Below are 24873 nucleotides of genomic sequence, written 5' to 3'. Positions count from 1 at the left end.
GTGCGATGAACTCAAGCACCTTTGCCCGGCGTCTCGGAAACTCAGAGCGCCGGGGAAATAATTCGAATGATAATGGCCAAAACGTCTTGCATGGCCGGGCTTATAGGCCGGTTGTGCCTATTGGTCCAGAGCTTCCGGCCCCTGCGGCGAATGGCGCAGCTTGGCCCAGCGGTTCAGCCAAGCCAAACCCGCCAGCGCCAGCCCCAAAGCCAGCAACGAAAACACCCGGATCAGGCCGCCCAAGCCTGAGATGTCGATCAGGAACACCTTGGCCACCGCCAGCCCGATCACCGCCAGCCCGGCCTTGCGCATCAGGTTCGAACCGCGGGCCAACGACTGATAGAACAGCGCCGCGCCGATCACCAGCAGCGCGAGCGTGTAGGTATAAAGCTCGGGCTGGGACACGCCGTTGCCTTCATACATTCCTGCCGCACCCTGCCAGAAATGCCGGATGGTCAGGCCCAGCCACAAGGCACCCAGCGCGATGGACACCCCCTGGCAGACCAGCCGCAACTGGGCCGGCATCGTGGGGATTCGCCACGCGAACAGACCGATGACAAGGGCCGGCAGCAAATAGGCAATGGCAAGCGTGTTCACGATCGGAGGTCCCAGAACAGGATCTGCGCCAAAACGCAAAACAGGGTTGGCCACTGTCGCAGCCAGCACCAGCCACAACAGGCCATGCGCGGCGAAAAACACGCCCAATGCGACCCGCACCCAGTTCAATCGCCCGCCCAGCGCAAACCGCTGCACCTGCGCGAATGCCAGCAGCAGCCAAATGGCCGACAGCAGGCCCAGCCCCCAATGGCTGTCGTCGGCACCGCCCTCGCCCAGCCCTTCCAACCAGCGCAGCAGCAGCAGCGACACCAGAACGCCGCCCGTCGCCCACGCTGCGCTGTCCAACATGACCTCGGCGACAGGTCGCTCCAACGGGCGCAGCATCCACCATGCCGCGACGTAGCCTGCAACCGCAGTTCCATAGACCAGAGCCATTTCCGCAACCGGCGCGTCCAGCGCCCAGCCCAGGCCCGGGTTCAGGATCAGCCGGAACGTGACGGTGACGACTCCGGCCCAGATGAACCAGCTCATCGGCGGCAGGGCAAACCGCCGGTCCAGCGCCGCCGCCGCGATGATCGTGACCACGAATGCGATGGTCAGCGCCGCCGAGCTGAGCACGATCACGCAGCCGAAGGCCAGGCAGGACAGGGCCGACAGCGTGGCCAAAGCCGGACGCATCCGGGCCTTAACATCCACACGCGCAAAGCGCTCGGCTAGCACCACCATCAGCGCCGCAAGCGCGACCGCATGCAGGGCCCAGGGGTAGGCTCCGATAACGCTGGCCGGGCGCCAGCCAAGCTCAAGCGCGATGGCCAGCGCCGGGGCGTACAGCGCAGCGGCACCGGCCCAGACCAGCGGGTACCGCCCACCCCGGAACGACCGCCATGCCGCCAGAAGAGAGATCACCGCGCCCAGCGCAACCAGCCACGTCACGGCCAACGGAAAATCGGCCTCGGGCGTTTCGGAGTAGGTCTGCCAGAACCCACGCGCCACCGCGCCGCCATCAAACCCGTGCGTGAACGCGAAACCACCCAGCCCCAGGGCAGGCAGCGCGGTCATGTCCTGCAGGGCCGGTGCGTCTTTGGCCCAGATCAGCAGGGCGAACGTCAGGACTGCCAGCAGGATCACACCCAGCCAGAACTCACCGCTCGTATCCGCCCAATGCAACACCAGAATGGCCGAGCTTGCCAGCACCGCCCCAAAGGCCAAACGCGTCGGAAATTCGGGCCACGGACCACTGGCTTTTCTGACAAAGATTTCGCTGAACATCGCGCCGTCATGATCGGGCCAGATCCGGCGCACGGGAATGGCAATGGCGATCACGGCAACGGCGGCCACGTAGATGAGGAAAGCCGGTTCTGTGATCGGCGAACCAGCCACAAGCAAAAGGCCCGCCAAATAGGCTCCTATCAGCGACAGCACCGACACCCAGGCCCAACGCTGCACCGTGTCGATCCCAAGCCCAAGCCCGGTGATCACAAAGAAATATCCATACAGCCAGGAAGGGTCGGCCGACTCTCCACCTACGACGAATGGCGCGGCAAAGGCGCCAATCAACCCGATCGCCGCCAGCAGTGGGCCGTGGAACCAGCCCAGAACCAGCCCGACAAGGGCGATGGCGATCATGCCCGCCAAAGCCGCCTCGGGGCCGATCAGGTCATAGAGCTGGCGCGCCGCCAGCACACCGCCGAACAGCGTGACCAGCCCCGCGCCGGAAAACACCGAAGGCAGGTAGGCGGTGGCCGACGACTCGTCATCGCCGTATCGGCGCCGCACGACTTCACCCGCCACGATCAGCAGCGAGCCGAAGCCCAAGGCCGCCAACACGCGCGCGGTGGGCGGCAGCAACCCGTTCTCGACCCCGTATTGCACCAGAAATATCCCCGCCAGCGCCAGCGACAGGGCGGATACGGCATAGAACCAGTTCTCGCGGAGCCACGCGCCCAGATCGTCGAAGCGCTCGGCGCGGAACACGACTGCGGCCGGAGGGGATGCGGTCTCGGCAACAGTTGCCGATTTTTCAGGCTCGGGCTGTTGATCCGGCGTGGGTGGGCTTTCCTGTTTCGGCGGGCCCCAAGGGGCCGGTCGGGGTTTTGGCTTCAACGCTTCTGCTGGCGCGGGCGGCGTCTGCGCGGGCCGCGCCATGTCGGGCTGCGGCTCGACACCCAACCTGATCTCCAACTGCTCGACCCGCCGCCGCAGTCGGGCATGGCCGACCAGCAAGACGACAATAGATACCGGCATCGCCAAAACGACCAAGCCAACAAGAACAAGCAGAGATTCCAAACCGCACCTCCGGGCAAATCTGCATCATAGGCTATCCTGTGCAGGCGCGGTAAGACAGTCGGGAAATCCCAAATGGTTTCAGCCTGTTGTGGTCTGACGCCAGTAATCTAAGGATGGAACAGAGACCCGACGAGATAGGCAATTGCCGCCGCTGCTCCACCAATCGCCAGCGTCTCAAGCCCCGAGCGCCACCAGGGTGCCAGCGACCACCGGCTTTTCATCGCGCCGATGGCAAAGAACACGCCCAGCGTCATCAGGACCGAGGCTGAAAACGCGCCCTCGACACCCAACAAGAACGGCACGAGCGGAACCATACCGGCCACGACAAAGGCCGCGAACGTGGCTGCGGCGGCCTTGAGCGGATGCGGATCGACGCTGCCCAACCCGTACTCGCCCTCGATCATCAGGTTGATCCACGTGTCACGATCGGCAGTGATCGCATCGGTTGCCTGTTCGAGCACCCGGCCCGACAGGCCCTTGCGGGACAGGATTTCCAGCACCTCGCCGCGCTCGCCGTCTGGGTAGAGGCGGATGTGGCGCTCTTCGATGGCGCGGATCCGTCGGATATTGTCCAGCTCGGCCTTGGTCCCCGAGTAATTCCCAGCAGCCATCGAGAACCCGTCGGCCAGCACGTTGGCCAAGCCCAAGGCCACGATGACGAAGGGCGACAGCCCGGCCCCGGCCACGCCTGCCACGATGGCCAGCGTGGTCACCGATCCGTCGATCCCGCCATAGACAACGTCCCGCAAGAACCCACGTCCGGGTGGGGTGTCGATCCGTTCTGCGATTTCCTGTTGGCTGTGGCCGTGATCCGCCATGGCTGGTCTCCCTTCCGGAAGATTTTGCCCTGAGTAGCGGCCCGTTGGCTTTGCGGCAGATCAACCCTTGGAAAACAGCCCGCCCAGCGCGCGCGAGACCATGCCGCGGGTCGACGGCCTGTGCCGGCCCGAGAAGGGCAGCGGACGGCAGACCTCCATCGCGGCCACGCCGACGCGGGCGCTGAGGGCGCCGTTGACCAGCCCTTCGCCAAAGCGGCGCGACAGCTTGCTGAGGACTGACCCGCCCAGAACCGGTTCAAGCAGATCGTCTCCCACGGCAACCGCACCGGTGGCCACCAGGTGAACAAACACCGCACGGGTCAACCGCCAGCCCCCCAGAAACCCGGCCCGCCCGCCATATATCTCGGCAATCCGGCGGATCATCCGCAGCGAGGCAAGAAGCGCCGTCGCAACATCGGCCAGCGCCAGCGGAACCAGCGCCGTCACGGTCGCGACCTGGCGCGCGGCGGCCTCGACTTCGCGGCTGGCGGCGGCGTCCAGCGGGGCCAGCAATTCATCCTCGACCAGTCCCAGCAGGCCCGAGGCGTCGAACTGATCCTCGATCCGTTCGGCCAGGCGGTCGCGGCCCCAGCGCGTATCCTCGCGCCCGCGATAGAACGTGATCAGGCGCTGGGTCACGGCCCGGGCCTGCGCCAGATCAGCATCGGCCAGCGCGGCATCGGCGGCGCGGCGCATCCCGTCCACCCGCGACAGCCGGCCCAGCGCGGCCAGTTCGCGCAGGGCGATCAGCAGAGCCACTAGCACCAGCGCGCAGATCAGGCCGGTCACGATCCAGCCCAGCACCGGCACGCTGGCGATCAACGAGGTAGCAAAATTCCAGGCAGCGACAGAGACCGCCGCCCCCACGACCGCAACCGCCAGCCCCCAGAACCACCGCCCAAGAACCGACGGCTTGCGCGCGGCCAGCCGGGCCGCGGCCTGCATCGCCTGCCCTTGGGGCGGCGCGATGTCCGGCACCGGCGCGGCCTTTGTCACGTCGGCGGCCGGGGCATCCTCGTCAAGCTCGATCAGAACCGGACCCTTGGCCATGCATCACTCCTTCCGTCGCCAGACGAACCGAATGTCCGGCAGCTGTTCATCATTGTCGGCCCCGTCGCTGCGGGCCACTTCGACAAAGCCGTGCCGTTCGTAGAACCGGCGCGCGCCCGTGTTGGCCTGAAAGGCATACAGCGCCAGTTCTCGGCGACCTGCCTTGGCGCTGTCCAGCAGTTGTGCGCCGATCCCCTGACTTCGCGCGGCGGGGCTTAGGTACAGGCAATGAACCTCGGTCTCGTCCACGGCCAGAAAGCCTGCGACCTTGCCGCCCTGTTCGGCAACCGTGACCCATCCATTGTCGATCATCCGCCCGCAAAAGGCGATGGCTTCGGCCCCGGAATGCAGCTCGGGCATCCAGTCGTTTTCGTGTGCAAAGCCGTGCAGGATCTCTCCGATCGCCCCGGCATCGAGGCTGCGCGCGGGCCTGAGGGTAACGGTCACAGCCGGTCTCCGATCAGGAACTGCGCAGCGCGGTCCAGCCGGATATGCGGCGGGCCGTCGCCGGGGCGCAGCGACAGATGCGCCGGGGCAAAGGTCATGAACCCGTAATCCTCGCCCAACCAAGTGTCGGCCCCCTTGCGCGCGGGGCCCAGCAGATGGGCGGGGTCTTCGGGCAGCTCTCCGGGATAGAAGGCCGCATGCTTGCCGGTGTCCAACGTACCGCGCACGCAGGGCAGTTCGACGCCGTTGTGGGTGCGGATTTCTTCGGTCGTCACGCGCAGCGCGGCGATGGACATGGCAGCGGTCTCGGCCCCGGCGAACCTGGCGCGGTCGCGCGCCTCGCGCGTCAGAGCCTCCATGATCGCGGTCAGGCGCGGGTGCTGCAGGTGGTGCAGGTGATCGGCCTTGGTGGCAGCGAACAGGATGCGTTCGACCCGCTTGCCCAGCAGCATCTGGCTGAGCCACGCATTGCGGCCGGGCCGGAAGGCAGACAGGATATCACCCATGGCGCGGCGCATGTCCTCGACCGCCTGCGGCCCCTTGTGGATCGCGCCCAGCGCATCCACCAACACCACCTGCCGGTCGATCCGGGCGAAATGATCCCGGAAAAAGGGCTTCACGACCTGCGATTTGTAGGCCTCGAACCGGCGCTCCATCTCGCGATGCAAGCTGCGGCGGCGCGAGGCGCCCTCGGTCGGCAACGGTGCAAAAGTCAGCACCGGCGACCCGGCCAGATCACCCGGCAGCAGAAACCGGCCCGGCGTACAGTCATAGAAACCCGCATCCCGCGCGGCAGTCAGATAGTCGGCAAAGCCCCGCGCCAGGGCCTGCGCGGTGGGTTCATCATGGGGGTCGGCCGGGTCAACAGATTTGATCTGGGCCAGGAAATCGGCGGCGGCCGGACGCTGCGCGATCCGCTCCAACGTTTCGCGCGACCAGTCGTCATAGGATTTTTCGAGCAGGGCCAGATCCAGCAGCCACTCGCCGGGATAGTCGACGATGTCCAGATGCACGGTGCGCGGCCCCTGCAGGCCGGCCAGCAGCCCGGCGGGGCGGGCCTTGAACGACAGACGCAGCTCGGACACGGCGCGGGTGCTGTCGGGCCAGTGGGGCTGCGGCCCGGTCAGAGCCGACAGGTGCGATTCATAGTCGAACCGAGGCACGGTGTCGTCGGGCTGCGGCTGCAGGTAGGCGGCGTTGATGCGCCCCTCCTGCTGGGCGACCAGGCCGGGCATCCGCCCCCTGTCCAGAAGGTTGGCCACCAGCGACGTGATGAACACCGTCTTGCCCGACCGCGCCAGACCGGTGACCCCCAGCCGGACGACCGGTTCGAAAAACGTCTCGGACACGCGGTCGCCGACGGATTCGACGCCGCGCACAAGACTGTCTGCCAGTGATGAGATGACCAAACCGCCGCCCCGCATTTCTTGTTTGTCCCAAGATAGGTAGCCGCTGCCCCGGTTGCCAGCGCTTTTGCCGCCTGCCCTTGCCCGGGCGCGTCCGGCAAGGTACCAGCAGCCCATGCCCAGATACGCGTTGAAAGTCGAATACCGAGGTGCGCCGTTTGCCGGATGGCAGCGGCAGAAAGAGCTGCCCTCGGTCCAGGGCGCCATCGAGGCGGCTTTGTCGAAACTGCAGCCCGGTGCGCACACGATCGCGGCCGCCGGGCGTACGGATGCGGGCGTTCATGCGCTGGGGCAAGTGGCCCATTGCGACCTTGAAAAAGACTGGGACCCGTTCCGCCTGTCCGAGGCGCTGAACTATCACCTCAAGCCGTTGCCGGTGGCGATTCTCAAGGCCGCGCGGGTGGCGGATGACTGGCATGCGCGGTTCTCGGCCATCGAGCGGCAATACCTGTTCCGCATCCTGATCCGCCGTGCACCCGCGACCCATGACAAGGGCCAGGTCTGGCAGATCGGGCACCCGCTGGATGTCGCCGCGATGCAGGAAGGGGCCGACATGCTGATCGGGCGGCACGACTTCACCACCTTCCGGTCCTCGATCTGCCAGGCGGCCAGCCCGGTCAAGACGCTGGACGAGCTGCGCGTCGAACAGGTTCAGGGCTTTTCCGGCCCCGAAGTGCATTTCCATGTCCGTGCCCGGTCCTTCCTGCACAACCAGGTACGCAGTTTCGTCGGCACGCTTGAACGGGTCGGCGCGGGCGCCTGGACCCCGCAGGACGTGCGCGATGCGCTCGAGGCCGCCGACCGCGCGGCCTGCGGGCCGGTCTGCCCGCCGCAAGGTTTGTACTTGGCGCGGGTGGGCTACCCCGATCCTGTTTTCGACTGACGTCAGAGCGCGCGCAGCAGCAATCCGCCCGCGATCACCGCGATCAGCAGCCCGGCCACCAGTTCGATCGTGGGCGCCAACACGGCCGCAAACCGCGTGGCCGAGGCCGAGGCCAGCAACCCGCCCCGCAACCCGAACGACGTCCAACCAACCATGGTGGTAACGGTCGCGGTGCCCAGCGCCATGGCAAAGGCCCCGGCGATACCGACCATCGCGATGCCCATCTGCCAGGTCAGGATCAGCACGAACAAAGCTCCGGTACAGGGTCGCGCGGCGATGCCTGCGATCAGAATCAGCGCCTCGCGCAGGCTGCCGACCTGGGCCACCTCTTCGGCGGTCGGGCCGTGACGATGCCCGCAATCGGAACAGACCTCGCCGTCGTGGTGGTGATGCCCGTGATCATGATGATGGTGATGGTCGTGCGGAGCACTGTCCGCACGGCCGCGCCGGGCGAAACTGCGCAGCGACCGCAGAACAAGCCACAGCCCGATGGCCGCGATTGCGCCATAGCTGACCGGGGCCATGATCTGCTCGGTGGTGCCGACCAGGCTTTCCCGCGACATCTGGAACACCAGAACGCCTGCATAAACCAGAACGATCGCCGTCACGGCCTGCCCCAGCGAGGACAGAACGCTGATCGCCGACAGGCGCAGAAAGGCGACATTGCGGCCCAGCCCGTACCCTCCGATCAGCACCTTGCCATGACCCGGCCCCACCGCATGGAAGAACCCATAGGCAAAACACACGGCCAGCAGCGTGGCCACGGCCTCGGGCTGTTCGGCCCGCGCGGCCCGCAGGGCACGGGCGATCTGGTTCTGGAATTCCCGCTGCTCGCCCGCGGCCCAAGACGCGAGGCTGTCAAAACCTCCGCTGCCCCAGAACCACAGCAGCAGCGCAATCGCCAGGCTGACCGGCAGGATCAGGTAGCGGGACATGAAACGCGGATCTCGGTGGCAAAGCGTTCACCGACCAGAGGGATGTCGTTCTCCTCGAGGTCATAGTCGGCGTCCAAGGTCAGCAGAAAGGCCTGCATCTGGGCCAGTTCGCCGTCGATATCCGGCTCGAACCTGTCGATCCGGCAGGTTTCAGGCCCGGAAACGGTGACCGGACGCGTCACCTCGTAGGCGGTATAGAATGTCTCGTCATAGGGTTTGGCCGACAGAGCCTGCGCGGGTACTGGCTCGCCCTCGACCTTGCGCAGATGGGTGGTCACGATTCGGCCATCCTCTGTCGTCGCGCGCGGCTCTAGCGGACCAGACAAGGCAACCGGCTGATCGGCTGCCAGGATGACCAGATCGCCGTTGTATCCTTCGACCCATTGCGCGTCGAAGCCAGCAAGGCGCTGTTCTTCCGCCTCGGATAAAACGCCGTCGCCGTCCTGATCCAACCTCATATCCTCGAGCACCAGCAGCGAGTAGAATTCGTCATAAGCCCAAGTGACGCGGACATGGGTCAGGTTGCCCGACTCATCCACGATAAATTCCAACCCGGTGTCGATGAAGACATGCGGGTGCGCCACTGCAGAAAACGGCAGGCAACAGGCGATCACGGCGGGTATCCAGCGCATGAACGCGAAGATAGGGTGCCCGACCGGCGCTGGCAACACAGTTCGGCGGTGAGCACGGATTTTGCCGCTCATTTCGGCGGAAACAGGACCAGCGTCTGCAGCGCCGTGCCGATCGGGCCTTGAGTATCGTACAGAACCGACTGCGACATCCCGATGCCGCTGGGCTGCCAGTGTGACACGGAATCCGAGGCGAGCCAGTCAGACACCGGCTCGCGGTGGATCTGCACCGTCAGGTCGGTGTTCATGAACCCCATTTCCGAGGTCGGCGCATTCCACGAAATGCCGTTGCCGCAATCGGCCAGCGGGCACAGCGACTGGATCGGCGAGGGGGTTTCGCCCTGCAGCAGAGGCGGGGTGCGCATCCAGATGGTTTTCGGCCCCGCCCCTTGGTTGCCGCCCTTGGGATAAGCCACCTCGGAATGATGGGCAAAGCCGGGCAGGTCATGCCGCATTTCGCCGATGGGAAACGGGCCGTCTTCGATCTGCGACAGGTCGGGGCCTTGGATCGCCACATTCGGCACCGGCCCCAGATCCCGGCGCGCCAGATGCATCGTGGTGGCGGTGGCGCACAGCGTATCGTCCAGGTCATGCACGGTGACGCGCGTGGTGGCCAGCGTCTTGGTGTGGCGCACGGTCTCGGCGGCCACGCGCAGACCGTACAAAGGCAGCGGGCGCAGCAGATCGACCGTCAGGCGGGTCAGCATCTTGTCGGGACCGACCTCGATCTCGGCCGCGCGCACGATCAGGCCCGCAACCGGGCCGGCATGACAGTGATCGGCCGACCACGGCCCGCGCGCCGGGTCATTGCCGACAAAGGCCCCGTCGGGCGCGACCCGAAAATATGCGGTCTCACCCACCACTGGCTGCATCGCCGCGTCCTGCATGTCAGATCTTTTCCTGGGTATGCTTTCTCAGTTCGGCCCGCGCCACCTGACGGCGATGCACCGCATCCGGGCCATCGGCTAGCCGCAGCGTGCGCACATGGGTCCAGGCGGTGGCCAGCGGCGTATCCTGGCTGACGCCTTGCCCGCCAAACATCTGCACCGCCTCGTCGATCACCTTCAGCGCAACACGCGGCGCGACGACCTTGATCTGGCTGATCCACGGGGCAGCCGCGCGCGCATCGCCCTGATCCATGTACCACGCGGCCTTCAGACACAGCAGGCGGGCCATCTCGATCTCCATCCGGCACTCGGCGATGATGTCGAAATTGGCACCCAACTGCGCCAGCTTCTTGCCGAAGGCTTCGCGCTGCAGGGCGCGTTTGCACATCTGCTCCAGCGCCATCTCGGCCTGGCCGATCGCGCGCATGCAGTGATGGATGCGACCGGGCCCGAGGCGCCCCTGTGCGATTTCGAACCCGCGGCCCTCGCCTAGCAGGATGTTCTCGGCCGGCACTCGGACATCGGTGAACCGGATATGCATGTGCCCGTGCGGCGCGTCGTCATGGCCGTACACTTCCATCGGGCGCAGGATCTCGATCCCCGGCGTGTCGGCGGGCACCACGATCATGGACTGGCGCTGGTGCTTGGGCAGGTCGTCGCCGCCGGTCTTGACCATCACGATGTAGACCTTGCAGCGCGGATCGCCCGCGCCGGACGACCACCATTTCTCGCCATTCAGAACATAGTCATCCCCGTCCCGCACGCAGGACATCGAGATATTCGTGGCATCCGACGAGGCTACATCCGGTTCGGTCATCAGATAGGCCGAGCGGATCTCGCCCGCGAGCAGCGGCTTGAGCCACTGCTCTTTCATCTTCTCGGTGCCATAGCGCTCGAACACCTCCATGTTGCCGGTGTCGGGGGCGGAACAGTTAAACACCTCGGCGCCCAGCGGGGTCTTACCCATCTCTTCGGCGAAATAGGCGTACTCGACCGTAGTGAGGCCAAATCCCTTGTCGCTGTCGGTCAGCCAGAAATTCCACAGACCCGCCGCCTTTGACTTGGCCTTCAACCCCTCCAGGATCTCGGCCTGGCGGTCGGTGTACTGCCAGCGGTCGCCCTTGTTGATCTCGGCCTGGTATTCCTCTTCCAACGGCATGATCTCGTTGCGGATCATGTCGCGGACCCGCTCCAGCAGCGCCCGGTTCTCCTCGCGCAAGACGAATGACATGTTCATGGATGGTCCCTCCCAAATGGCCCGGCGCAGGGCCGAATTTCTGACGCGAGGATGGCGCAGGGTCACTGACCGTGTCCAGCCGGGTGACGGGACGTCACGCGCAATCATTTGTTCAAACGACTTGGGGACGTTTGGCCCGGATCGAGCGTTTCCTCAGGCAATCAGGGTGTCATGATCCAGTTTCCGCCAGCGTCCCTGCAACGCCGCGTCCGGATTTCGCGGGTTTGATCACCGCCTTCGGCTTGGATGAAATGCTGCAGATGTACACAGTTTCCCCGCACGTCGCGTACCCGGATCGTCCCTTTCGAGCCGGTCTGTTCATTTTCCCAGCTGCGTTCCTGCCCGACGCTAGGCGTCCCGCCCGACAGCAGTGCCGTCGAGGCCGCGTCCAGAATCTGAAAATCAGCCGGGCTCAGGCCCATTTCGGCAATGATCCGCGACAGAGGTTTGGCCTGCGCCGTGCCGATCAACCCGACCAGAACCGCTGCGCAGAAGAGGAAGAAAAACCGGGGCATGCCTTGAAACTCGCTTTCGTCGAAATGGGTCCGGGGCCAAGCCTATACCGCGGGTGCGGTGCGGCCAAGCCCCGGGCGGGGTGCACCTTCAAATAATCCCGAACAAACCTATTGCATCCGTGACGCTATCGGCCCCCGCACGATCGGCACATAGTGGCCGAGACACCTACCCGAGGTTTTACGATGGCTCATCCCACCTATTACGCGCCCTATGGCGGCCACCCCGGTCAGGATCAGTTGCTGACCGATCGCGCCATGTTCACCGAGGCCTATGCCGTGATCCCGCGCGGTACGATGCGCGACATCGTCACCAGCTTTCTGCCGTTCTGGGAGAAGACCCGGCTGTGGGTCCTGTCCCGTCCGCTCAGCGGCTTCGCCGAGACCTTTTCGCAATACATCATGGAGGTTCAGCCCGGCGGTGGCAGCGACCGACCCGAGACCGACCCGGCGGCGCAAGGCGTCCTCTTCGTGGTCGAAGGGACCGTGGTCCTGACCCTCGCCGGGCAGAAGCACGTGCTGGACCCCGGCGGATACGCCTATGTGCCGCCCGGATCCGACTGGGCGCTGCACAACCGGTCCGACGCGGTGGCGCGGTTCCACTGGGTGCGCAAGGCCTATCAGGCGGTGCCCGGCCTGCCCGCCCCCGACCCGATCATCACCAACGAGCGCGACGTGGCCCCCACCCCGATGCCCGGCACCGAGGGTCGCTGGGCCACCACCCGCTTTGCCGACCCGGCCGACCTGCGTCATGACATGCATGTCAACATCGTCACCTTCGAACCCGGCACCGTCATTCCCTTTGCCGAGACCCATGTGATGGAACACGGGCTGTATGTGCTGGAAGGCAAGGCGGTCTATCGGCTGAACCAGGATTGGGTCGAGGTCGAGGCCGGCGACTACATGTGGCTGCGCGCGTTCTGCCCGCAGGCCTGCTATGCCGGCGGGCCGGGGCGGTTCAGGTACCTGCTGTACAAGGACGTCAACCGCCACATGCCCCTGTCCGTGGCCGGGCGATAGCGAGAAATTCCCTCCCGAAACCGGCTTTCCGGGGCCGAGACTTCCCTCGGGGGCCGAAATTTGCTCTGATCGGGGCAGATTTCATGTGTTAATTCCCGGAGATTGCCCAATGAAACTGCGTAGATCCATTTTGACTCTGGCCACGATCGCGCCTCTCAGCGTCGCTGCCCCGGCCCTTGCAAACGAAGAAACCCGAACCGTATCGGTGATGAGCCGCACCTGGGCCGTCACCCAGGTGGCCGACGAACCGGTCGTGTACCGCGCCACCCGCGACAACAACAACCTTAACCCGTTCGGTCCGCCCCCGCGCCTGCGCACGTTTCAGGCCATCGCGGCCATCCAGCAAGCGACCGGGTGCAAGGTGATCCGGTCCAGCATGTACCAGAACATCTCGGGTCAGTTCTTCTCGCAAGTCAGCTGCGGCTGACATCCCCCCGAACGGGCATTGAGGTCGCCCCGGCGCCCTGCCATAGCTTGCGCATGAAGATTGCGATCAACGGATTCGGCCGCATCGGCCGCACGATCCTGCGGCAGGTCATGGCGCTGCCCGCCGGGTCGGATGTTCAGGTGGTGCTGATCAACGACATCGCGCCGCTGGAAACCTGTGCCTATCTGTTCCAATACGACAGTACCTTCGGCCCCTATGCCGGGACGGTCGCGGCCCGGAACGCCGCGCTGGTGGTGGATGGCGTAGAAATCCCCGTCACCAACAGCGAAGATGTGGCGCGGGTCGATCTGTCGGGGGTGGATGTGCTGCTGGACTGCACCGGCATCGCCCGCAGCTCGGACGTGGCCGCACGGGGGCTGCAGGCCGGGGCGTCAAAGGTTCTGATCTCGGGGCCGTCACCGGCCGCCGACACCACCATCGTTCTGGGCGCCAACGAAGACGTCTTGGGCGATGCTCGGATCGTGTCGAACGCGTCCTGTACCACGAATGCGCTGGCGCCGCTCGTCAAGGTGCTGGACGGCATCGGGGGCATCGCATCAGGGCACATGACCACGATCCATTGCTACACCAACAGCCAGCCGATGGTAGACGCACCGCGGGGCGATCTGGCGCGGTCGCGCGCGGGGGCGCTGTCGATGGTGCCCACGACCTCGAGCGCGACGCACCTGATCGACGTGGTGCTGCCGCATCTAGCCGGGCGCATCTCGGGCGCGGCGGTGCGGGTGCCGACGGCCAGCGTCTCGGCCGTAGACCTAGTGGCGACGCTGGAAACTCCGATGGACATCGACACCTTCACAGAACGGTTGCGCCATGCGGTTGCCGAGTCGGCCGTTCTTGGCTGGACCGACATGCCCCTGGTGTCGTCCGACCTGCGGGCGCGGCCCGAGTCTCTGGTCATCGCCGGCCCCGAGATCCGCATGGTCGGCGACCGCCAAGTGCGAGTTTTTGGCTGGTACGACAATGAATGGGGGTTTTCGGCCCGGATGCTGGATGTAGCCCGGCTGATGGCGGGCTGACCCGGTCAGGGCAACCGCACCTCGTAAGGGGTGTCGAACCAATGCTCCTGAAGGTTGGTGCCGTCGCCGATGCGGTCGACCACGGCGAACAGGCCGGGCGCGCGCAGCGGCGTCAGCACGCCGTGCCATGTGCCGCGATGATAGTTCACGGCCTGCCCCGGCTGCGTCACGAAGGCCAGCGGCCTGCCCGGAACGCCATCTTCGTCCGGCGCGACGATCACCAGGAACGGCTGGTGGGTCATCGGAATGAAGGCCTGGCTGCCCTGAGGGTGACGTTCGACCATGTCCAGTTGATAGGGCAATGCCCGCGGGTTGGCGTCGAACAGGCTGATCCCCGCGCGCCCGTCCGCAAAATCCAGAACCGCCCGGTCATGGTATCGCCCGCACTGACCCTGGTTGATGATCTTGTCCGGCGCGCCGGAAACCTCGAGCACGTCGCCGAACGGCGCAAAGGCCTGGGCCGTCAGCGGCGCGATATGGATGACCCGGGTCATGAGGGCAGCAGGTCGCGCAGACGGAACTCGGCGATGCGCTCGACCTGACGGCAGGCTTCGGCGAGCTCGGTCTCGCGGTCATTCTCGATGCGTCGCTGAAACGCCTGCAGGATCGAGGCCTTGTCGTGGTCGCGCACCGCGATGATGAAGGGAAAGCCGAATTTCCGGGTGTAACGCGTGTTCAGATTGGTAAAGGCGTCGCGCTCGGCGTCGGTCAGGGCGTCCAACCCGGCCGAGGCCTGTTCGGCGGTGCTTTCAGCCGTCAGGCGTTTGGCCTGTGCCAGCTTGCCCGCCAGATCCGGATGCGCGGTCAGAACGCCCAAGCGCTCCTCGGGCGAGGCCGAACGGAACACCCGCGCCAGCGCGTTGTGCAGCCCGCCCGCCGTATCGTGCGCCGGCCCCAGTTCCAGCGCCCAGGCGCGCTCGGCGATCCAGGCCGAATGTTCGAAGATGCCGCCATAGGCCGCCACGAAGGAGTCGCGGTCCATCTGCGAGGGGCGCGGGCGGTCCTGCGGCGGATGATGCGCGGCCCAGTGTTCGGCAATCTGTAACCGGGTCGCGAACCACACATCGGAAAAGCCGCGCGCGTAGTCCAGAAACCGCTTCAGCGCCATCACCCGGCCCGGTCGGCCGATCAGGCGGCAATGCAGACCGATCGACAACATCTTGGGCGCGCCGGCCTGCCCCTCGGCATAGAGCGCATCGAAACTGTCGCGCAGATACGCAAAGAACTGATCGCCCGAGTTGAACCCCTGCGGCGTGGCAAAGCGCATGTCGTTGCAGTCCAGCGTATAGGGCACGATCAGCTGGTCGCGCCCGCCGGTGTGCACCCAATAAGGCAGATCGTCGGCATAGCTGTCGGCCACATAGGCAAACCCGCCTTCCTCGGCGACAAGCCGCACGGTGTTGTCCGAACACCGCCCCGTGTACCAGCCGCGCGGGCGGTCTCCGACCACCTCGGTGTGCAGGCGGATCGCCTCGGCGATCTGGGCGCGCTCCTCGTCTTCGGGCATGTCCTTGTGTTCGATCCATCTCAGCCCGTGGCTGGCGATCTCCCACCCGGCGGACTTCATCGCCGCCACCTGATCGGGCGAGCGCGCCAGCGCGGTGGCCACGCCATAGACGGTCACCGGCAGGTCGGCCATCAGGCGATGCAGCCGCCAGAACCCGGCGCGGGCGCCGTATTCATAGATGGATTCCATGTTCCAATGCCGCTGGCCGGGCCAGGGCGCGGCGCCCACGATTTCGGACAGAAACGCCTCGGACGCCGCGTCGCCATGCAGCACGCAGTTTTCGCCGCCCTCTTCATAGTTCAGCACGATCTGCACTGCCAGTTTGGCGCCGCCGGGCCAGTTCGCATCGGGCGTGGTGGCGCCATATCCGATCATGTCGCGCGGGTATCTGGGGGGCTGCATGTTGGGTTCCGCCTTTTGTTGCGACCATTCACTGGCTTTTTATTGCATGAAACCGCAAGGGATTATCAAATCAATCCGAACGCTGTTTCGGTTATTTGGCCGTTTCCTCGGGCATGGGTTTCGCCTCAGAATGCGGTCTATCCGTTTGCCAAATCCGCTGACGACCGGCAAGACTGCACCACGCAACAGGCAGGAGAGACCCGTGACAGGATACCTGACGACCCACGTTCTGGACACGGCCCGCGGCTGTCCGGCCAAGGGGCTGAAAATCGCGCTGTACCGCGTGTCGGGCAATTCGCACCGCAAGCTGGTCGAGATGCAGACCAACGCCGATGGGCGCACCGACAGCCCGATCCTGCCGCAGGATCGGTTTGAGCCCGGCACCTACGAGTTGATCTTTTTTGCCGGCGACTATCTGCGCGCCACCGGCCAGGCGGGAGCGGAACCGCTGTTCCTGGATCAGGTTCCGATCCGGTTCGGCATGTCCGATCCGCAGGCGCATTACCATGTGCCGCTGCTGCTGTCGCCCTACGGCTATTCCACCTATCGCGGCAGCTGAGAGCCTAGGCCTCGGCCCGGCGGACGACCGCACCGATCCGGGCGATCACGAAATCCATGAACAGGCGCGCCTTTGGGTCTTGATGGCGGCGATGCGTGTACAGGCACGCCATCTGCACCGGCACGGGCGGCGTGTCTTGCGCCACCGGTACAAGGCGGCCGGCCTTCAGATGCTCGGCCACTTCGAAGACCGGCTTCATCGCGATCCCCTGCCCCGCCAGTGCCCAATCGGTCAGCACGTCGCCATCATCGCACTCAAACCGGCCGGACACGGCAAAGCGTTTGGGGCCGTCGGGCGTCTGCAACAGCCATTGAAACTCGGTCGCGCCGGGATAGCGCAGGTTCAGGCATTCGTGCCGGTCCGCGATCAGATCAGCCCCCGATCGCGGCATGCCCCGGCGCGCGACATAATCCGGGGCCGCGCACAGAATGCGCTGACAATCGGCGATCTTGCGGATGCGCAGGGTGCTGTCCTCGGGCAGGCCGATGAAGAACGCAAGATCCAGCCCCTCGGTCGTCAGGTCCACCGAGCGGTCGGTCAGGCGCAGCCGCACGTCGATCTCGGGGTATTTGTCAAGAAATTCCGGCACTTGCGGCGCGATCAACCGCCGCCCCACCCCAAGTGGCGCCGCCACGAACAAGGTGCCGCGCGGGGCCTCGGTCAGGTGCATAACCTGCGCCTCGGCCTGATCGACCGCGTCCAGCACAGCAACCGCGCCGGGATAAAAGGCCCGGCCCTGCTCGGTCGGCGACAGGTTGCGCGTGGTGCGCTGGAACAGACGCACGCCCAGATGATCCTCGAGCTGGGAAATCCGCGCCGATGTCACCGCCGGTGAAATCCGCAGATCGCGGCCCGCCGCCGACATGCTGCCCAGATCATAGACCCGGACAAAGGTGCGAATGTTGTCGAGATAGGACATCTTATCGTTTTTTTTGATACAGTTTGACAATATGCGGGAATACCGAAGAAACCGCCACTTGCATAGTGTGCAGGCAAACAATCGGAGAGCCATGGATGTTTGAGTTTGCCGTGTTCTGGGACTGGTTGGCCTTTGGCGTGCGCTGGCTGCATGTGGTCACCGCGATCGCGTGGATCGGGTCGTCGTTCTATTTCATCGCGCTGGACCTCGGCCTGAACCGCGACATTCCCGGCCCGGCGGATGGCGAGGAATGGCAGGTGCATGGCGGCGGGTTTTATCACATCCAGAAATACTTGGTGGCGCCCGAACGGATGCCCGATCACCTGACCTGGTTCAAATGGGAAAGCTATTCCACATGGCTCAGCGGCGCGGCGCTGCTGATGATCGTCTATTGGGTGGGTGGAGAGCTGTACCTGATCGACGCGCAAAAGGCCGATCTGGCGCTGTGGCAGGGCATCCTGATCTCGGCGGCGTCGCTGACCGTGGGCTGGCTGATCTATGATTTCCTGTGCAAATCTGATCTGGGCGAGCGTCCGACCCTGCTGATGCTGCTGCTGTTCGTTCTGCTGGTGGCAATGGGCTGGGGATACAACCAGATCTTCACCGGCCGCGCGATGATGCTGCATCTGGGCGCCTTCACCGCCACGATCATGACGGCCAACGTATTCTTCATCATCATGCCCAACCAACGGATCGTGGTGGACGACCTGAAAAATGGCCGCACCCCCGACCCGAAATACGGCAAGATCGCCAAGCTGCGCTCGACCCACAACAACTATCTGACTTTGCCGGTGGTCTTCCTGATGCTGTCGAACCACTATCCGCTGGCCTTTGCGACCAAGTACAACTGGATCATCGCGGCGCTGGTCTTTCTGATGGGCGTCACCATCCGCCACTATTTCAACACGCGCCACGCCCGGGCCGGCAACCCGACCTGGACCTGGCTTGTGACGGCCCTGCTGTTCATCGCCATCATGTGGCTGTCCACCGCCTCGATGCACGACCCGCTGGAAGAGGCCGAGGCGCAGCCGCTGACGCCCTATGAACAGCGGTTCGCCGAGGCCCCCGGCTTCGAGGCCGCCCATGACGTCGTTCTGGGCCGCTGTTCGATGTGCCACGCGCGCGAGCCGGTCTGGGACGGCATCCTGTGGGCGCCCAAGGGCGTTCTGCTGGAAACCGAGGCCGACATCGCGCGCAACGCCAAGCAGATCTATCTGCAGGCGGGGATCAGCCACGCGATGCCGCCCGCGAACGTGACCTACATGGAGCCCGAGGACCGCGCGGCCATCGTCCGTTGGTTCCGCAACGCCGGGTCATGACAGCCGGCTGAAAATCCAGCTTGTCCACCCAATATTTCTGTCCCTTTCCCGCACGCGATGTTCTAACATGCCGATCAAGGACGTTGCGGAGGCCGCATTTCGGCTGAAAAACCGCAATGCAGAACGGGTGGAGCCAATTGATGCGGGCAGGCAGGCGGAAGTGCAGTCTGAGGGGCTGGTTCATTGGCGCGGTGCTGGCCGTGGCCCCGCACAGCCTGCTTGCGCTGGAAACCTCCCTGTCGGCGCCGGGCCTGCCGCCGGACGTTGTCAAGAAGATCGAAAACACGTCCTCGGTCATCACGGCCGAATCCCGGGGCCTGGACACACCTTTGGAGGTCTTTTCGGCCGCCCTGTCCGATTATCGCACCATCGTGCAGATCCTGTATGACGCGGGGTATTTCGGGCCTTCGGTCAGCATCAAGCTGGACGGGCGCGAAGCCGCTGACCTCAGCTCGGTGAACGTTCCGGCGCGGATCAACCGTGCGGTGATCTCGATCAATCCCGGGCCCGCGTTTTCTTTCGGAACCGCCGTCATCCGCCCCGTGGCCCCCGAAACCGACCTGCCCGAAGGCTTCGCCACCGGAAAGCGCGCCACTACCGGCGCGATCCATGATGCGGCGTCGGCCGGGGTGCAGGGCTGGAAAAACGCGGGCCACCCCAAGGCCGCCCTGTCCGATCAAGAGATCATCGCCCGGCACGCCCAAGCCCGGCTGGATGCTCGGATCAGGCTGGACCCGGGCCCACGCCTGCGGTTCGGCAAGATGCATATCGCAGGCGACACCGATGTCAGACACAGGTCAATCGAGAAAATCGCTGGCTTCCCTTCGGGCGAGGTCTATTCGCCGGACAAGCTGCAGAGAGTCGGCACCCGGTTGCGTCGCACCGGAACATTCAGCAGCGTTTCGATCGTCGAGCGTGAAACACCCAACCCCGACGGCACGCTGGATTTTGACGCCACCTTCGAGGACCTGCCCAAGCGCCGCCTGACCTTCGGGCTCGAACTCGCCTCGCGCGATGGGCTGGATCTGGCGGCCACCTGGACCCACCGAAACGTTTTCCGACGCGCCCAGCGTCTGCGGCTCGAAGCCGCGATCCGCAACATCGGCGGGTCCGAAGACGTCGATTACCGCCTGGGCCTGCGCCTGGACCAGCCCGACAGGCTGGGCCCCGACGACAGCACATTCTGGAGCGCGTTGCTGGAACGGCGCGACACCGACAATTACACCGTCTCGGCAGCGTCGCTGGTCTTCGGCGCACGTCGGACATTTTCAGACCGTCTCTATGCCGAAGCCGCCACGGGTTTCTACTACTCCGAAGCGGATGACGCCTATGGTACAGACCGCAAGTTCCGGTATTTCATCCTGCCGACCCGATCCGAATGGGATCTGCGCGACAGCAAGGTCAGCGCCACGCGCGGTTATTTCCTTGACGCCCAGGTTATGCCGTTTGTCGGGCTGTCTGGAACCGATACGGGGATTCGGCTGTTTGTCGACGGGCGTGGTTATGCCAGCTTGGGCACCGGCGGACGGCTGGTGCTTGCCGGGCGCATTCAGCTGGGTTCGGTGATCGGCCCGCCGGCCGACGGGGTCACGCCCGACTTCCTGTTCTTCTCGGGCGGCGCGGGCACCGTGCGCGGCCAACCGTATGAAAGCCTGGGCGTGCCCGTCGGAACCGGAATCGCCGGTGGCAAATCCTTCCTGGGCCTGTCCGGCGAAGTCCGCGGAAAGGTGACCGAGAAACTGTCGCTGGTCGGGTTCTACGACTACGGTGCCGTGGACATCTCGTCCTTCGTTGGCAGCGGTGCCGAAACCCATTCGGGCGCCGGCTTGGGGGTCCGGTATGATCTGGGTGGGTTTGGGCCCCTGCGGCTGGATCTGGCCGTTCCCGTCCAGGGAGACACCGGCGACGGGCTGCAATTCTACATCGGGATCGGGCAGGCATTTTGACACGTCATCTTTTATATCCGCTTGCGATCGCCGCCCTGTCGCTGACTTTGTCGGGTCCCGTTGCGGCACAGGACACGGATGGCGGCGGCATGCTGTCGGATTTCCTTCAGAACACCCTGTCCGGCGACAATCGCAACGTGCGCGTCGTGGGGCTGCAAGGCGCGCTGAGCGCCCGCGCCACGATCGAGGAGATCACCGTCGCCGATGACGACGGCGTCTGGCTGACGATCCGCAACGCCGAGTTGGACTGGAACCGCCTGGCCCTGATCCGCGGACGGTTTTCCGTGAACGCCCTTACGGCGCAGGAAATCGACATCGCCCGCGCGCCCGGCAAGACGACGTCGGATGAACCGACCGCCACAGCCGAGGCCCAGCCCTTTCAACTGCCGGAACTGCCTGTTGCCATCGAAATCGGAGAACTCCGGGTGGACAGCCTGTCGCTGGGTCAACCGCTGATCGGCGTCGCGGCCACGTTGTCGGTAGACGGCAACCTGACGCTGGCCGACGGCACCCTTGACACCAAGCTGGGTATCGACCGACTGGACCGCCAAGGCGACCGGATCGCCCTGACCGCCGGGTTCCAGAACGAAAGCCGTCAGATCGACCTTGATCTGACCGTGTCCGAGGCGCCCGGCGGCCTGATTTCCCAAGCCCTGAAAATCCCCGACAGCCCGGCCATCGGGTTGACGGCCAAAGGGTCTGGGCCGGTCACGGATTTCACCGCCGATATCGGTCTGGGCAGCGACGGGATGGACCATGTCAGCGGCCAGATACGTCTGCTGGGACTCGAACAAACGCAAACCTCCGCACAGGACGGCATTGTCTTTACAGCGGATCTGGGCGGCGACCTCAGGCCGTTTCTTGCCCCCGAAATCGACCCGTTCTTCGGCGCGCGCACACGCCTGTTCATCGACGGACGGACATTGCCGGGCGGTGGGATGGAGGTCTCCAAGGCCGAAATCACCTCGCAGGCGCTGCGCTTCGAGGCGCAGGTGAACCTTGCCGCAGGCAACGCCTTGCAGATGGCAGCCATTCAGGGCCGGATCACTCCGCCTGCCGGCGATGAGGTGGTTCTGCCCTTCGGCGGCGGGGATACCTCGGTGGGCGCAGCCCAGTTCTCGGCCCTGTTCGACCAGAAGAACGGCAACTACTGGGATCTCAGCCTGACCGCCAACGCAATCGATACGCCGCAGTTGCGCGTCGCTCGGGCGCGGCTGACGGCACAGGGCACTCTGACGCAAACCGCCGGCCTGGACCTCAGCGGCGATCTTCAGGCCTATTTGGGCGGTGTCGATCCAAACGATCCCGCCTTGAAGGCGGCGGTTGGCGACCAGATCACCCTGGATGGCCGGTTCGACTATGGCGCAGACCAGACGCTTGGGTTGTCGGGGTTCGAACTGGTCGGAGCCGACTATGCCATGCGGGCCGACGCACAGATCAGCGGGTTGGCAAGCGGGTTGAAGGTCGACGGGACCGCCACCGCCGATGTGACGGACCTGTCCCGGTTCTCGGGCCTGGCGAAACTGGACTTGGGCGGACGGGCCAGCCTGCGTGTCGAAGGCGCGGGCTCGCCGCTGGAGGGGAGTTTCGACGGCAAGCTGACCGTTGAAGGGCACGACCTGTCCACCGGTCGCGACGACATCGACCCGGTGATCGCCGGAGAGACCGACATCGCGCTGGACGCGCGGCGCGATGCGGGCGGCATAACGATCCGCGCGCTCACCATCAACGGCGAGACCTTGACCGCGCAGGCCAGCGGAGACGTGACGACCCCCGGCGGCAATCTGACGCTCGACGGACAGGCCGAGGTGAGGGCTACCGATCTGTCGATATTTTCAGGCTTGGCCCAGCGCCCGCTGGCCGGCGCGCTGTCGGCGCGGGTGGATGGCAAGGGCGCGGTCCGGACGCTGGCGTTCGACGGCACCGCCAGTCTGGACGCCCGCGATGTCCGAACCGGGCTGGACCAGATCGACCCGCTGTTGACCGGCCGCGTTGAGGCGGCGTTCGACGGGGCGTACGGCCGCGACCGAATCGACATCCGGCAGGCAAGCCTGAACAGCGCCGCCGTGCAGGCCGAGATCGCCGCCACCATCGACGACCCGACCGGGAAATTGGTCGTTGATGGCCGGGCCAAGGCCGAAATCCCGGACCTGTCGTTGTTCGCGGCATTGGCGGGCCGCCCCGTGGCCGGGGCCGTTTCGGCAGAACTGTCGGGCAAGGCCGCCAGAGACAGCCGGACCTTCGACATTCGCGGAACAGTCAAGGCCGACGACATCCAGACCGGGGTCGCATTGGCCGACGCTCTGGTACCGGGTCGCACGACCCTGAGCGTGGACGCGGCGAACGACGACCAGGGCCTGAACATCCGCACATTCCGGCTGGCAGGCACCGCGCTGTCGGCAAATGCCTCGGGTCAGTTGGACCGGGCATCCGGCGGGCTGAGTTTCTCGGCCGGTCTGGACGATCTGGCACGCATCTCGAACACGATTTCGGGGCCATTGAAACTGGATGGTAACGTGGCGCCCACGGCTTCGGGGCTGGAAGGGTCGGCGCGTCTGCAAGGGCCTGACAGCTCATTCGCGGCGCTTGTTGGCGCGGTGAATACGGATGGGTCCGCCGATCTGGACTTTGACGCCAGGTTCGACCGTATCGAGCGTTTCGCGCCGGACTTCCCGGGCAGCGTCACCGCCAAGGGAAATGCCCGGCGTGACGATGGTGTCTGGACGATCGACGCCGCCGCAACCGGCCCGGCCGAGATCAACAGTACCGTCAAGGGCACTTATTCCGAGGCAGCAGGCACGGCCGACATCACCGCGCAGGGCGGCGTAAATCTTGGCATCGCCAATGCGTTCATTACCCCGAACAAGATCGAGGGCTCAGCCCAGTTCGATCTGGCCCTCAATGGCCAACCCTCGCTGGACGCGCTCAGCGGCTCGGTCACGACCTCGGAGACTTCGTTGGCCATACCAACCGCCGGTCAAACCATTACCGGCATCACCGGCCGGATCGACCTTGCCCAAAGCCGCGCGACGATCGCGTTGAACGGCGGCATGCGGGCAGGCGGCGGGTTCACCGTCAGCGGCCCCGTCGATCTGACACCGCCCTTCAATGCGCAGATCACCACCGCGATCAACAACCTGGTGGTGACCGACAACCTGCTGTACGAAACCACGTTGAACGGACAGATCGCTATGACCGGTGCGCTGGCCCGCAACAGCACGCTGGCCGGGCAGATCACCTTCGGGGAAACCAACATCAACCTGGCAGCCGCCTCGGGGGCCGTCGGCGCCGCACCCATCCCGGTGATCGAGCATGTGGGTGAAAGCGCCGCCAGCCTCGTCACGCGCCAGCATGCCCAATTGGTCGAAACCGAGCGCACCCAGAAAGGCGAGTCCCGAATCGCGCTGGACATCAGCCTGCTTGCGCCCAAAAGCGTCTTCGTGCGCGGGCGTGGCGTCAACGCGGAACTTGGCGGTGCGATTTTCATCAGGGGCACCACCGCCTCCGTTGTGCCTTCGGGCCAGATCGACCTGATCCGGGGCAATCTGGACATTCTCGGGCGTCGGCTGGCCTTGACCAAAGGGATCGTCAGCCTGCAGGGCGACCTGAAGCCGTATATCGAATTCGTGTCCTCGGCCAGCACCTCGGACGGAACCGCGACCATCGAGATCGCCGGGCCGCTGGACGCCCCCGCCGTCGACGTGTTTTCCGACCCCGAACGCCCGGCCGAAGAGGCGCTGGCCATGTTGCTGTTCGGCAACCGGTTTTCCGAGCTTTCGCCCTTCGTGATCGCGCAGATGGCGGCCTCGCTGGCGCAGCTCAGCGGTGCGGGCGGCGATGCCACCAAAGGCGTGCGCGACGCGACAGGGGTTGATACCGTCGATGTCGGCGCGACCGAAGGCGGTGGCGGGCGGCTGGGTGCCGGCGCCTATCTGAGCGACAACCTCTATACCGATTTCACCGTGAACACCGAGGGCGATACCGAGGTGAACCTCAACCTCGACGTCACCGACAATATCACTGTGCGCGGCACGGTGGATGGCAAGGGGGAAACCGGAATCGGCATCTTTTTCGACCGCGATTACTGAA

21 protein-coding genes are annotated in these 24873 nt (G+C 65.3%); 8 read left to right on the top strand and 13 right to left on the bottom strand.

Translation table 11 applies throughout. The annotated features are described in order from the left end of the window. Positions 1-117 precede the first annotated feature (117 nt). The 5 genes from AC2FNS_RS09590 to AC2FNS_RS09570 all read right to left on the bottom strand — a co-directional run bounded on the left by AC2FNS_RS09590 (position 118) and on the right by AC2FNS_RS09570 (position 6568). Positions 118-2844 (bottom strand): DUF2339 domain-containing protein, encoded by a 2727-nt coding sequence (locus AC2FNS_RS09590; protein WP_496803824.1) that lies wholly within the window; start codon positions 2842-2844, stop codon positions 118-120. A 107-nt stretch (positions 2845-2951) separates the two neighbouring features. Continuing rightward, on the bottom strand, positions 2952-3662 hold the full coding sequence (locus AC2FNS_RS09585; protein ID WP_496711345.1) for a VIT1/CCC1 transporter family protein: 711 nt from the start codon (positions 3660-3662) through the stop codon (positions 2952-2954). Between the two features lie 60 nt (positions 3663-3722). Next, the gene (locus tag AC2FNS_RS09580; protein ID WP_170441447.1) at positions 3723-4712 is read right to left on the bottom strand and encodes a YcjF family protein; all 990 of its coding nucleotides are present in this window, start codon (positions 4710-4712) and stop codon (positions 3723-3725) included. Between the two features lie 3 nt (positions 4713-4715). Further along, complete coding sequence (locus tag AC2FNS_RS09575) at positions 4716-5159, bottom strand: GNAT family N-acetyltransferase (RefSeq protein ID WP_496711344.1); 444 nt, start codon at positions 5157-5159, stop codon at positions 4716-4718. Beyond that, positions 5156-6568, bottom strand: coding sequence for a YcjX family GTP-binding protein (locus AC2FNS_RS09570; RefSeq protein WP_496797870.1), 1413 nt, complete (start codon positions 6566-6568; stop codon positions 5156-5158). Before AC2FNS_RS09570 ends, AC2FNS_RS09575 begins: the two co-directional genes overlap by 4 nt. Before the next feature lie 112 nt (positions 6569-6680). Here AC2FNS_RS09570 and truA point away from each other — a divergent pair, with 112 nt between their 5' ends. Then, on the top strand, positions 6681-7448 hold the full coding sequence (gene truA / locus AC2FNS_RS09565) for a tRNA pseudouridine(38-40) synthase TruA (protein WP_496711342.1): 768 nt from the start codon (positions 6681-6683) through the stop codon (positions 7446-7448). A 2-nt stretch (positions 7449-7450) separates the two neighbouring features. Here the strand turns inward: truA and AC2FNS_RS09560 are convergent, their stop codons facing one another. From AC2FNS_RS09560 to AC2FNS_RS09540, 5 genes are all read right to left on the bottom strand, one after another. Then, a complete protein-coding gene (locus AC2FNS_RS09560; RefSeq protein ID WP_496711341.1) occupies positions 7451-8383 on the bottom strand; it encodes a nickel/cobalt transporter in 933 nt (310 codons plus the stop codon). Beyond that, positions 8368-9015 (bottom strand): DUF1007 family protein, encoded by a 648-nt coding sequence (locus AC2FNS_RS09555; RefSeq protein WP_496711340.1) that lies wholly within the window; start codon positions 9013-9015, stop codon positions 8368-8370. Before AC2FNS_RS09555 ends, AC2FNS_RS09560 begins: the two co-directional genes overlap by 16 nt. 68 nt (positions 9016-9083) lie before the next feature. Next, a complete protein-coding gene (locus AC2FNS_RS09550; RefSeq protein WP_496711339.1) occupies positions 9084-9899 on the bottom strand; it encodes a thioesterase family protein in 816 nt (271 codons plus the stop codon). 1 nt (position 9900) lies between these two features. Further along, positions 9901-11136: an acyl-CoA dehydrogenase family protein gene (locus AC2FNS_RS09545; RefSeq protein WP_496711338.1), complete on the bottom strand. Its 1236-nt coding sequence runs from the start codon at positions 11134-11136 to the stop codon at positions 9901-9903. A 161-nt stretch (positions 11137-11297) separates the two neighbouring features. Then, positions 11298-11651, bottom strand: a complete 354-nt coding sequence (locus AC2FNS_RS09540) for a hypothetical protein (protein WP_496686937.1) — start codon at positions 11649-11651, stop codon at positions 11298-11300. A gap of 183 nt (positions 11652-11834) precedes the next feature. On the opposite strand from AC2FNS_RS09540, the gene AC2FNS_RS09535 reads away from it, so the two are divergent. From AC2FNS_RS09535 to AC2FNS_RS09525, 3 genes are all read left to right on the top strand, one after another. Then, on the top strand, positions 11835-12668 hold the full coding sequence (locus AC2FNS_RS09535) for a bifunctional allantoicase/(S)-ureidoglycine aminohydrolase (RefSeq protein ID WP_496682026.1): 834 nt from the start codon (positions 11835-11837) through the stop codon (positions 12666-12668). Between the two features lie 109 nt (positions 12669-12777). Continuing rightward, entirely contained in the window at positions 12778-13095 is a 318-nt protein-coding gene (locus AC2FNS_RS09530; protein ID WP_496711337.1) for a hypothetical protein, read from the top strand. Between the two features lie 53 nt (positions 13096-13148). Continuing rightward, a complete protein-coding gene (locus AC2FNS_RS09525) occupies positions 13149-14132 on the top strand; it encodes a type I glyceraldehyde-3-phosphate dehydrogenase (protein WP_496711336.1) in 984 nt (327 codons plus the stop codon). Between the two features lie 5 nt (positions 14133-14137). Here the strand turns inward: AC2FNS_RS09525 and AC2FNS_RS09520 are convergent, their stop codons facing one another. Next, positions 14138-14626, bottom strand: a complete 489-nt coding sequence (locus tag AC2FNS_RS09520; protein ID WP_496711335.1) for an ureidoglycolate lyase — start codon at positions 14624-14626, stop codon at positions 14138-14140. Then, positions 14623-16041 carry an allantoinase PuuE gene (gene puuE / locus AC2FNS_RS09515; RefSeq protein ID WP_496711334.1) on the bottom strand — a complete coding sequence of 473 codons (1419 nt, stop codon included), beginning with the start codon at positions 16039-16041 and terminating at the stop codon, positions 14623-14625. The genes AC2FNS_RS09520 and puuE overlap by 4 nt, the downstream gene beginning before the upstream one ends. 202 nt (positions 16042-16243) lie before the next feature. Between puuE and uraH the strand changes: the two genes are divergently transcribed. After that, positions 16244-16600 (top strand): hydroxyisourate hydrolase, encoded by a 357-nt coding sequence (gene uraH / locus AC2FNS_RS09510; RefSeq protein ID WP_496711333.1) that lies wholly within the window; start codon positions 16244-16246, stop codon positions 16598-16600. Between the two features lie 4 nt (positions 16601-16604). On the opposite strand, the gene AC2FNS_RS09505 is transcribed toward uraH, so the two are convergent. Beyond that, on the bottom strand, positions 16605-17519 hold the full coding sequence (locus AC2FNS_RS09505) for a LysR family transcriptional regulator (protein WP_496682014.1): 915 nt from the start codon (positions 17517-17519) through the stop codon (positions 16605-16607). A 95-nt stretch (positions 17520-17614) separates the two neighbouring features. Between AC2FNS_RS09505 and AC2FNS_RS09500 the strand changes: the two genes are divergently transcribed. The 3 genes from AC2FNS_RS09500 (at position 17615) to AC2FNS_RS09490 (ending at position 24872) form a co-directional block, all read left to right on the top strand. Further along, complete coding sequence (locus AC2FNS_RS09500) at positions 17615-18838, top strand: urate hydroxylase PuuD (protein ID WP_496686924.1); 1224 nt, start codon at positions 17615-17617, stop codon at positions 18836-18838. Between the two features lie 140 nt (positions 18839-18978). After that, the gene (locus AC2FNS_RS09495) at positions 18979-20784 is read left to right on the top strand and encodes an autotransporter assembly complex protein TamA (RefSeq protein WP_496797680.1); all 1806 of its coding nucleotides are present in this window, start codon (positions 18979-18981) and stop codon (positions 20782-20784) included. Continuing rightward, positions 20781-24872, top strand: a complete 4092-nt coding sequence (locus AC2FNS_RS09490; protein WP_496711331.1) for a translocation/assembly module TamB domain-containing protein — start codon at positions 20781-20783, stop codon at positions 24870-24872. Before AC2FNS_RS09495 ends, AC2FNS_RS09490 begins: the two co-directional genes overlap by 4 nt. Position 24873 lies beyond the last annotated feature (1 nt).

The organism is Ruegeria sp. BHSA191, from assembly GCF_059613325.1.
This window is presented reverse-complemented; position numbering and strand designations above follow the sequence as displayed.

Bases quoted from the DNA above. Each gene is read 5' to 3' on its own strand.
- AC2FNS_RS09495 (WP_496797680.1), top strand. From the start codon at position 18,979: ATGCGGGCAGGCAGGCGGAAGTGCAGTCTGAGGGGCTGGTTCATTGGC.
- AC2FNS_RS09555 (WP_496711340.1), bottom strand. From the start codon at position 9,015: ATGCGCTGGATACCCGCCGTGATCGCCTGTTGCCTGCCGTTTTCTGCA.
- puuE (WP_496711334.1), bottom strand. From the start codon at position 16,041: ATGCAGCCCCCCAGATACCCGCGCGACATGATCGGATATGGCGCCACC.
- AC2FNS_RS09525 (WP_496711336.1), top strand. From the start codon at position 13,149: ATGAAGATTGCGATCAACGGATTCGGCCGCATCGGCCGCACGATCCTG.
- AC2FNS_RS09535 (WP_496682026.1), top strand. From the start codon at position 11,835: ATGGCTCATCCCACCTATTACGCGCCCTATGGCGGCCACCCCGGTCAG.
- AC2FNS_RS09530 (WP_496711337.1), top strand. From the start codon at position 12,778: ATGAAACTGCGTAGATCCATTTTGACTCTGGCCACGATCGCGCCTCTC.
- AC2FNS_RS09520 (WP_496711335.1), bottom strand. From the start codon at position 14,626: ATGACCCGGGTCATCCATATCGCGCCGCTGACGGCCCAGGCCTTTGCG.
- AC2FNS_RS09550 (WP_496711339.1), bottom strand. From the start codon at position 9,899: ATGCAGGACGCGGCGATGCAGCCAGTGGTGGGTGAGACCGCATATTTT.
- AC2FNS_RS09500 (WP_496686924.1), top strand. From the start codon at position 17,615: ATGTTTGAGTTTGCCGTGTTCTGGGACTGGTTGGCCTTTGGCGTGCGC.
- AC2FNS_RS09560 (WP_496711341.1), bottom strand. From the start codon at position 8,383: ATGTCCCGCTACCTGATCCTGCCGGTCAGCCTGGCGATTGCGCTGCTG.
- truA (WP_496711342.1), top strand. From the start codon at position 6,681: ATGCCCAGATACGCGTTGAAAGTCGAATACCGAGGTGCGCCGTTTGCC.
- AC2FNS_RS09540 (WP_496686937.1), bottom strand. From the start codon at position 11,651: ATGCCCCGGTTTTTCTTCCTCTTCTGCGCAGCGGTTCTGGTCGGGTTG.
- AC2FNS_RS09585 (WP_496711345.1), bottom strand. From the start codon at position 3,662: ATGGCGGATCACGGCCACAGCCAACAGGAAATCGCAGAACGGATCGAC.
- AC2FNS_RS09505 (WP_496682014.1), bottom strand. From the start codon at position 17,519: ATGTCCTATCTCGACAACATTCGCACCTTTGTCCGGGTCTATGATCTG.
- AC2FNS_RS09580 (WP_170441447.1), bottom strand. From the start codon at position 4,712: ATGGCCAAGGGTCCGGTTCTGATCGAGCTTGACGAGGATGCCCCGGCC.
- AC2FNS_RS09545 (WP_496711338.1), bottom strand. From the start codon at position 11,136: ATGAACATGTCATTCGTCTTGCGCGAGGAGAACCGGGCGCTGCTGGAG.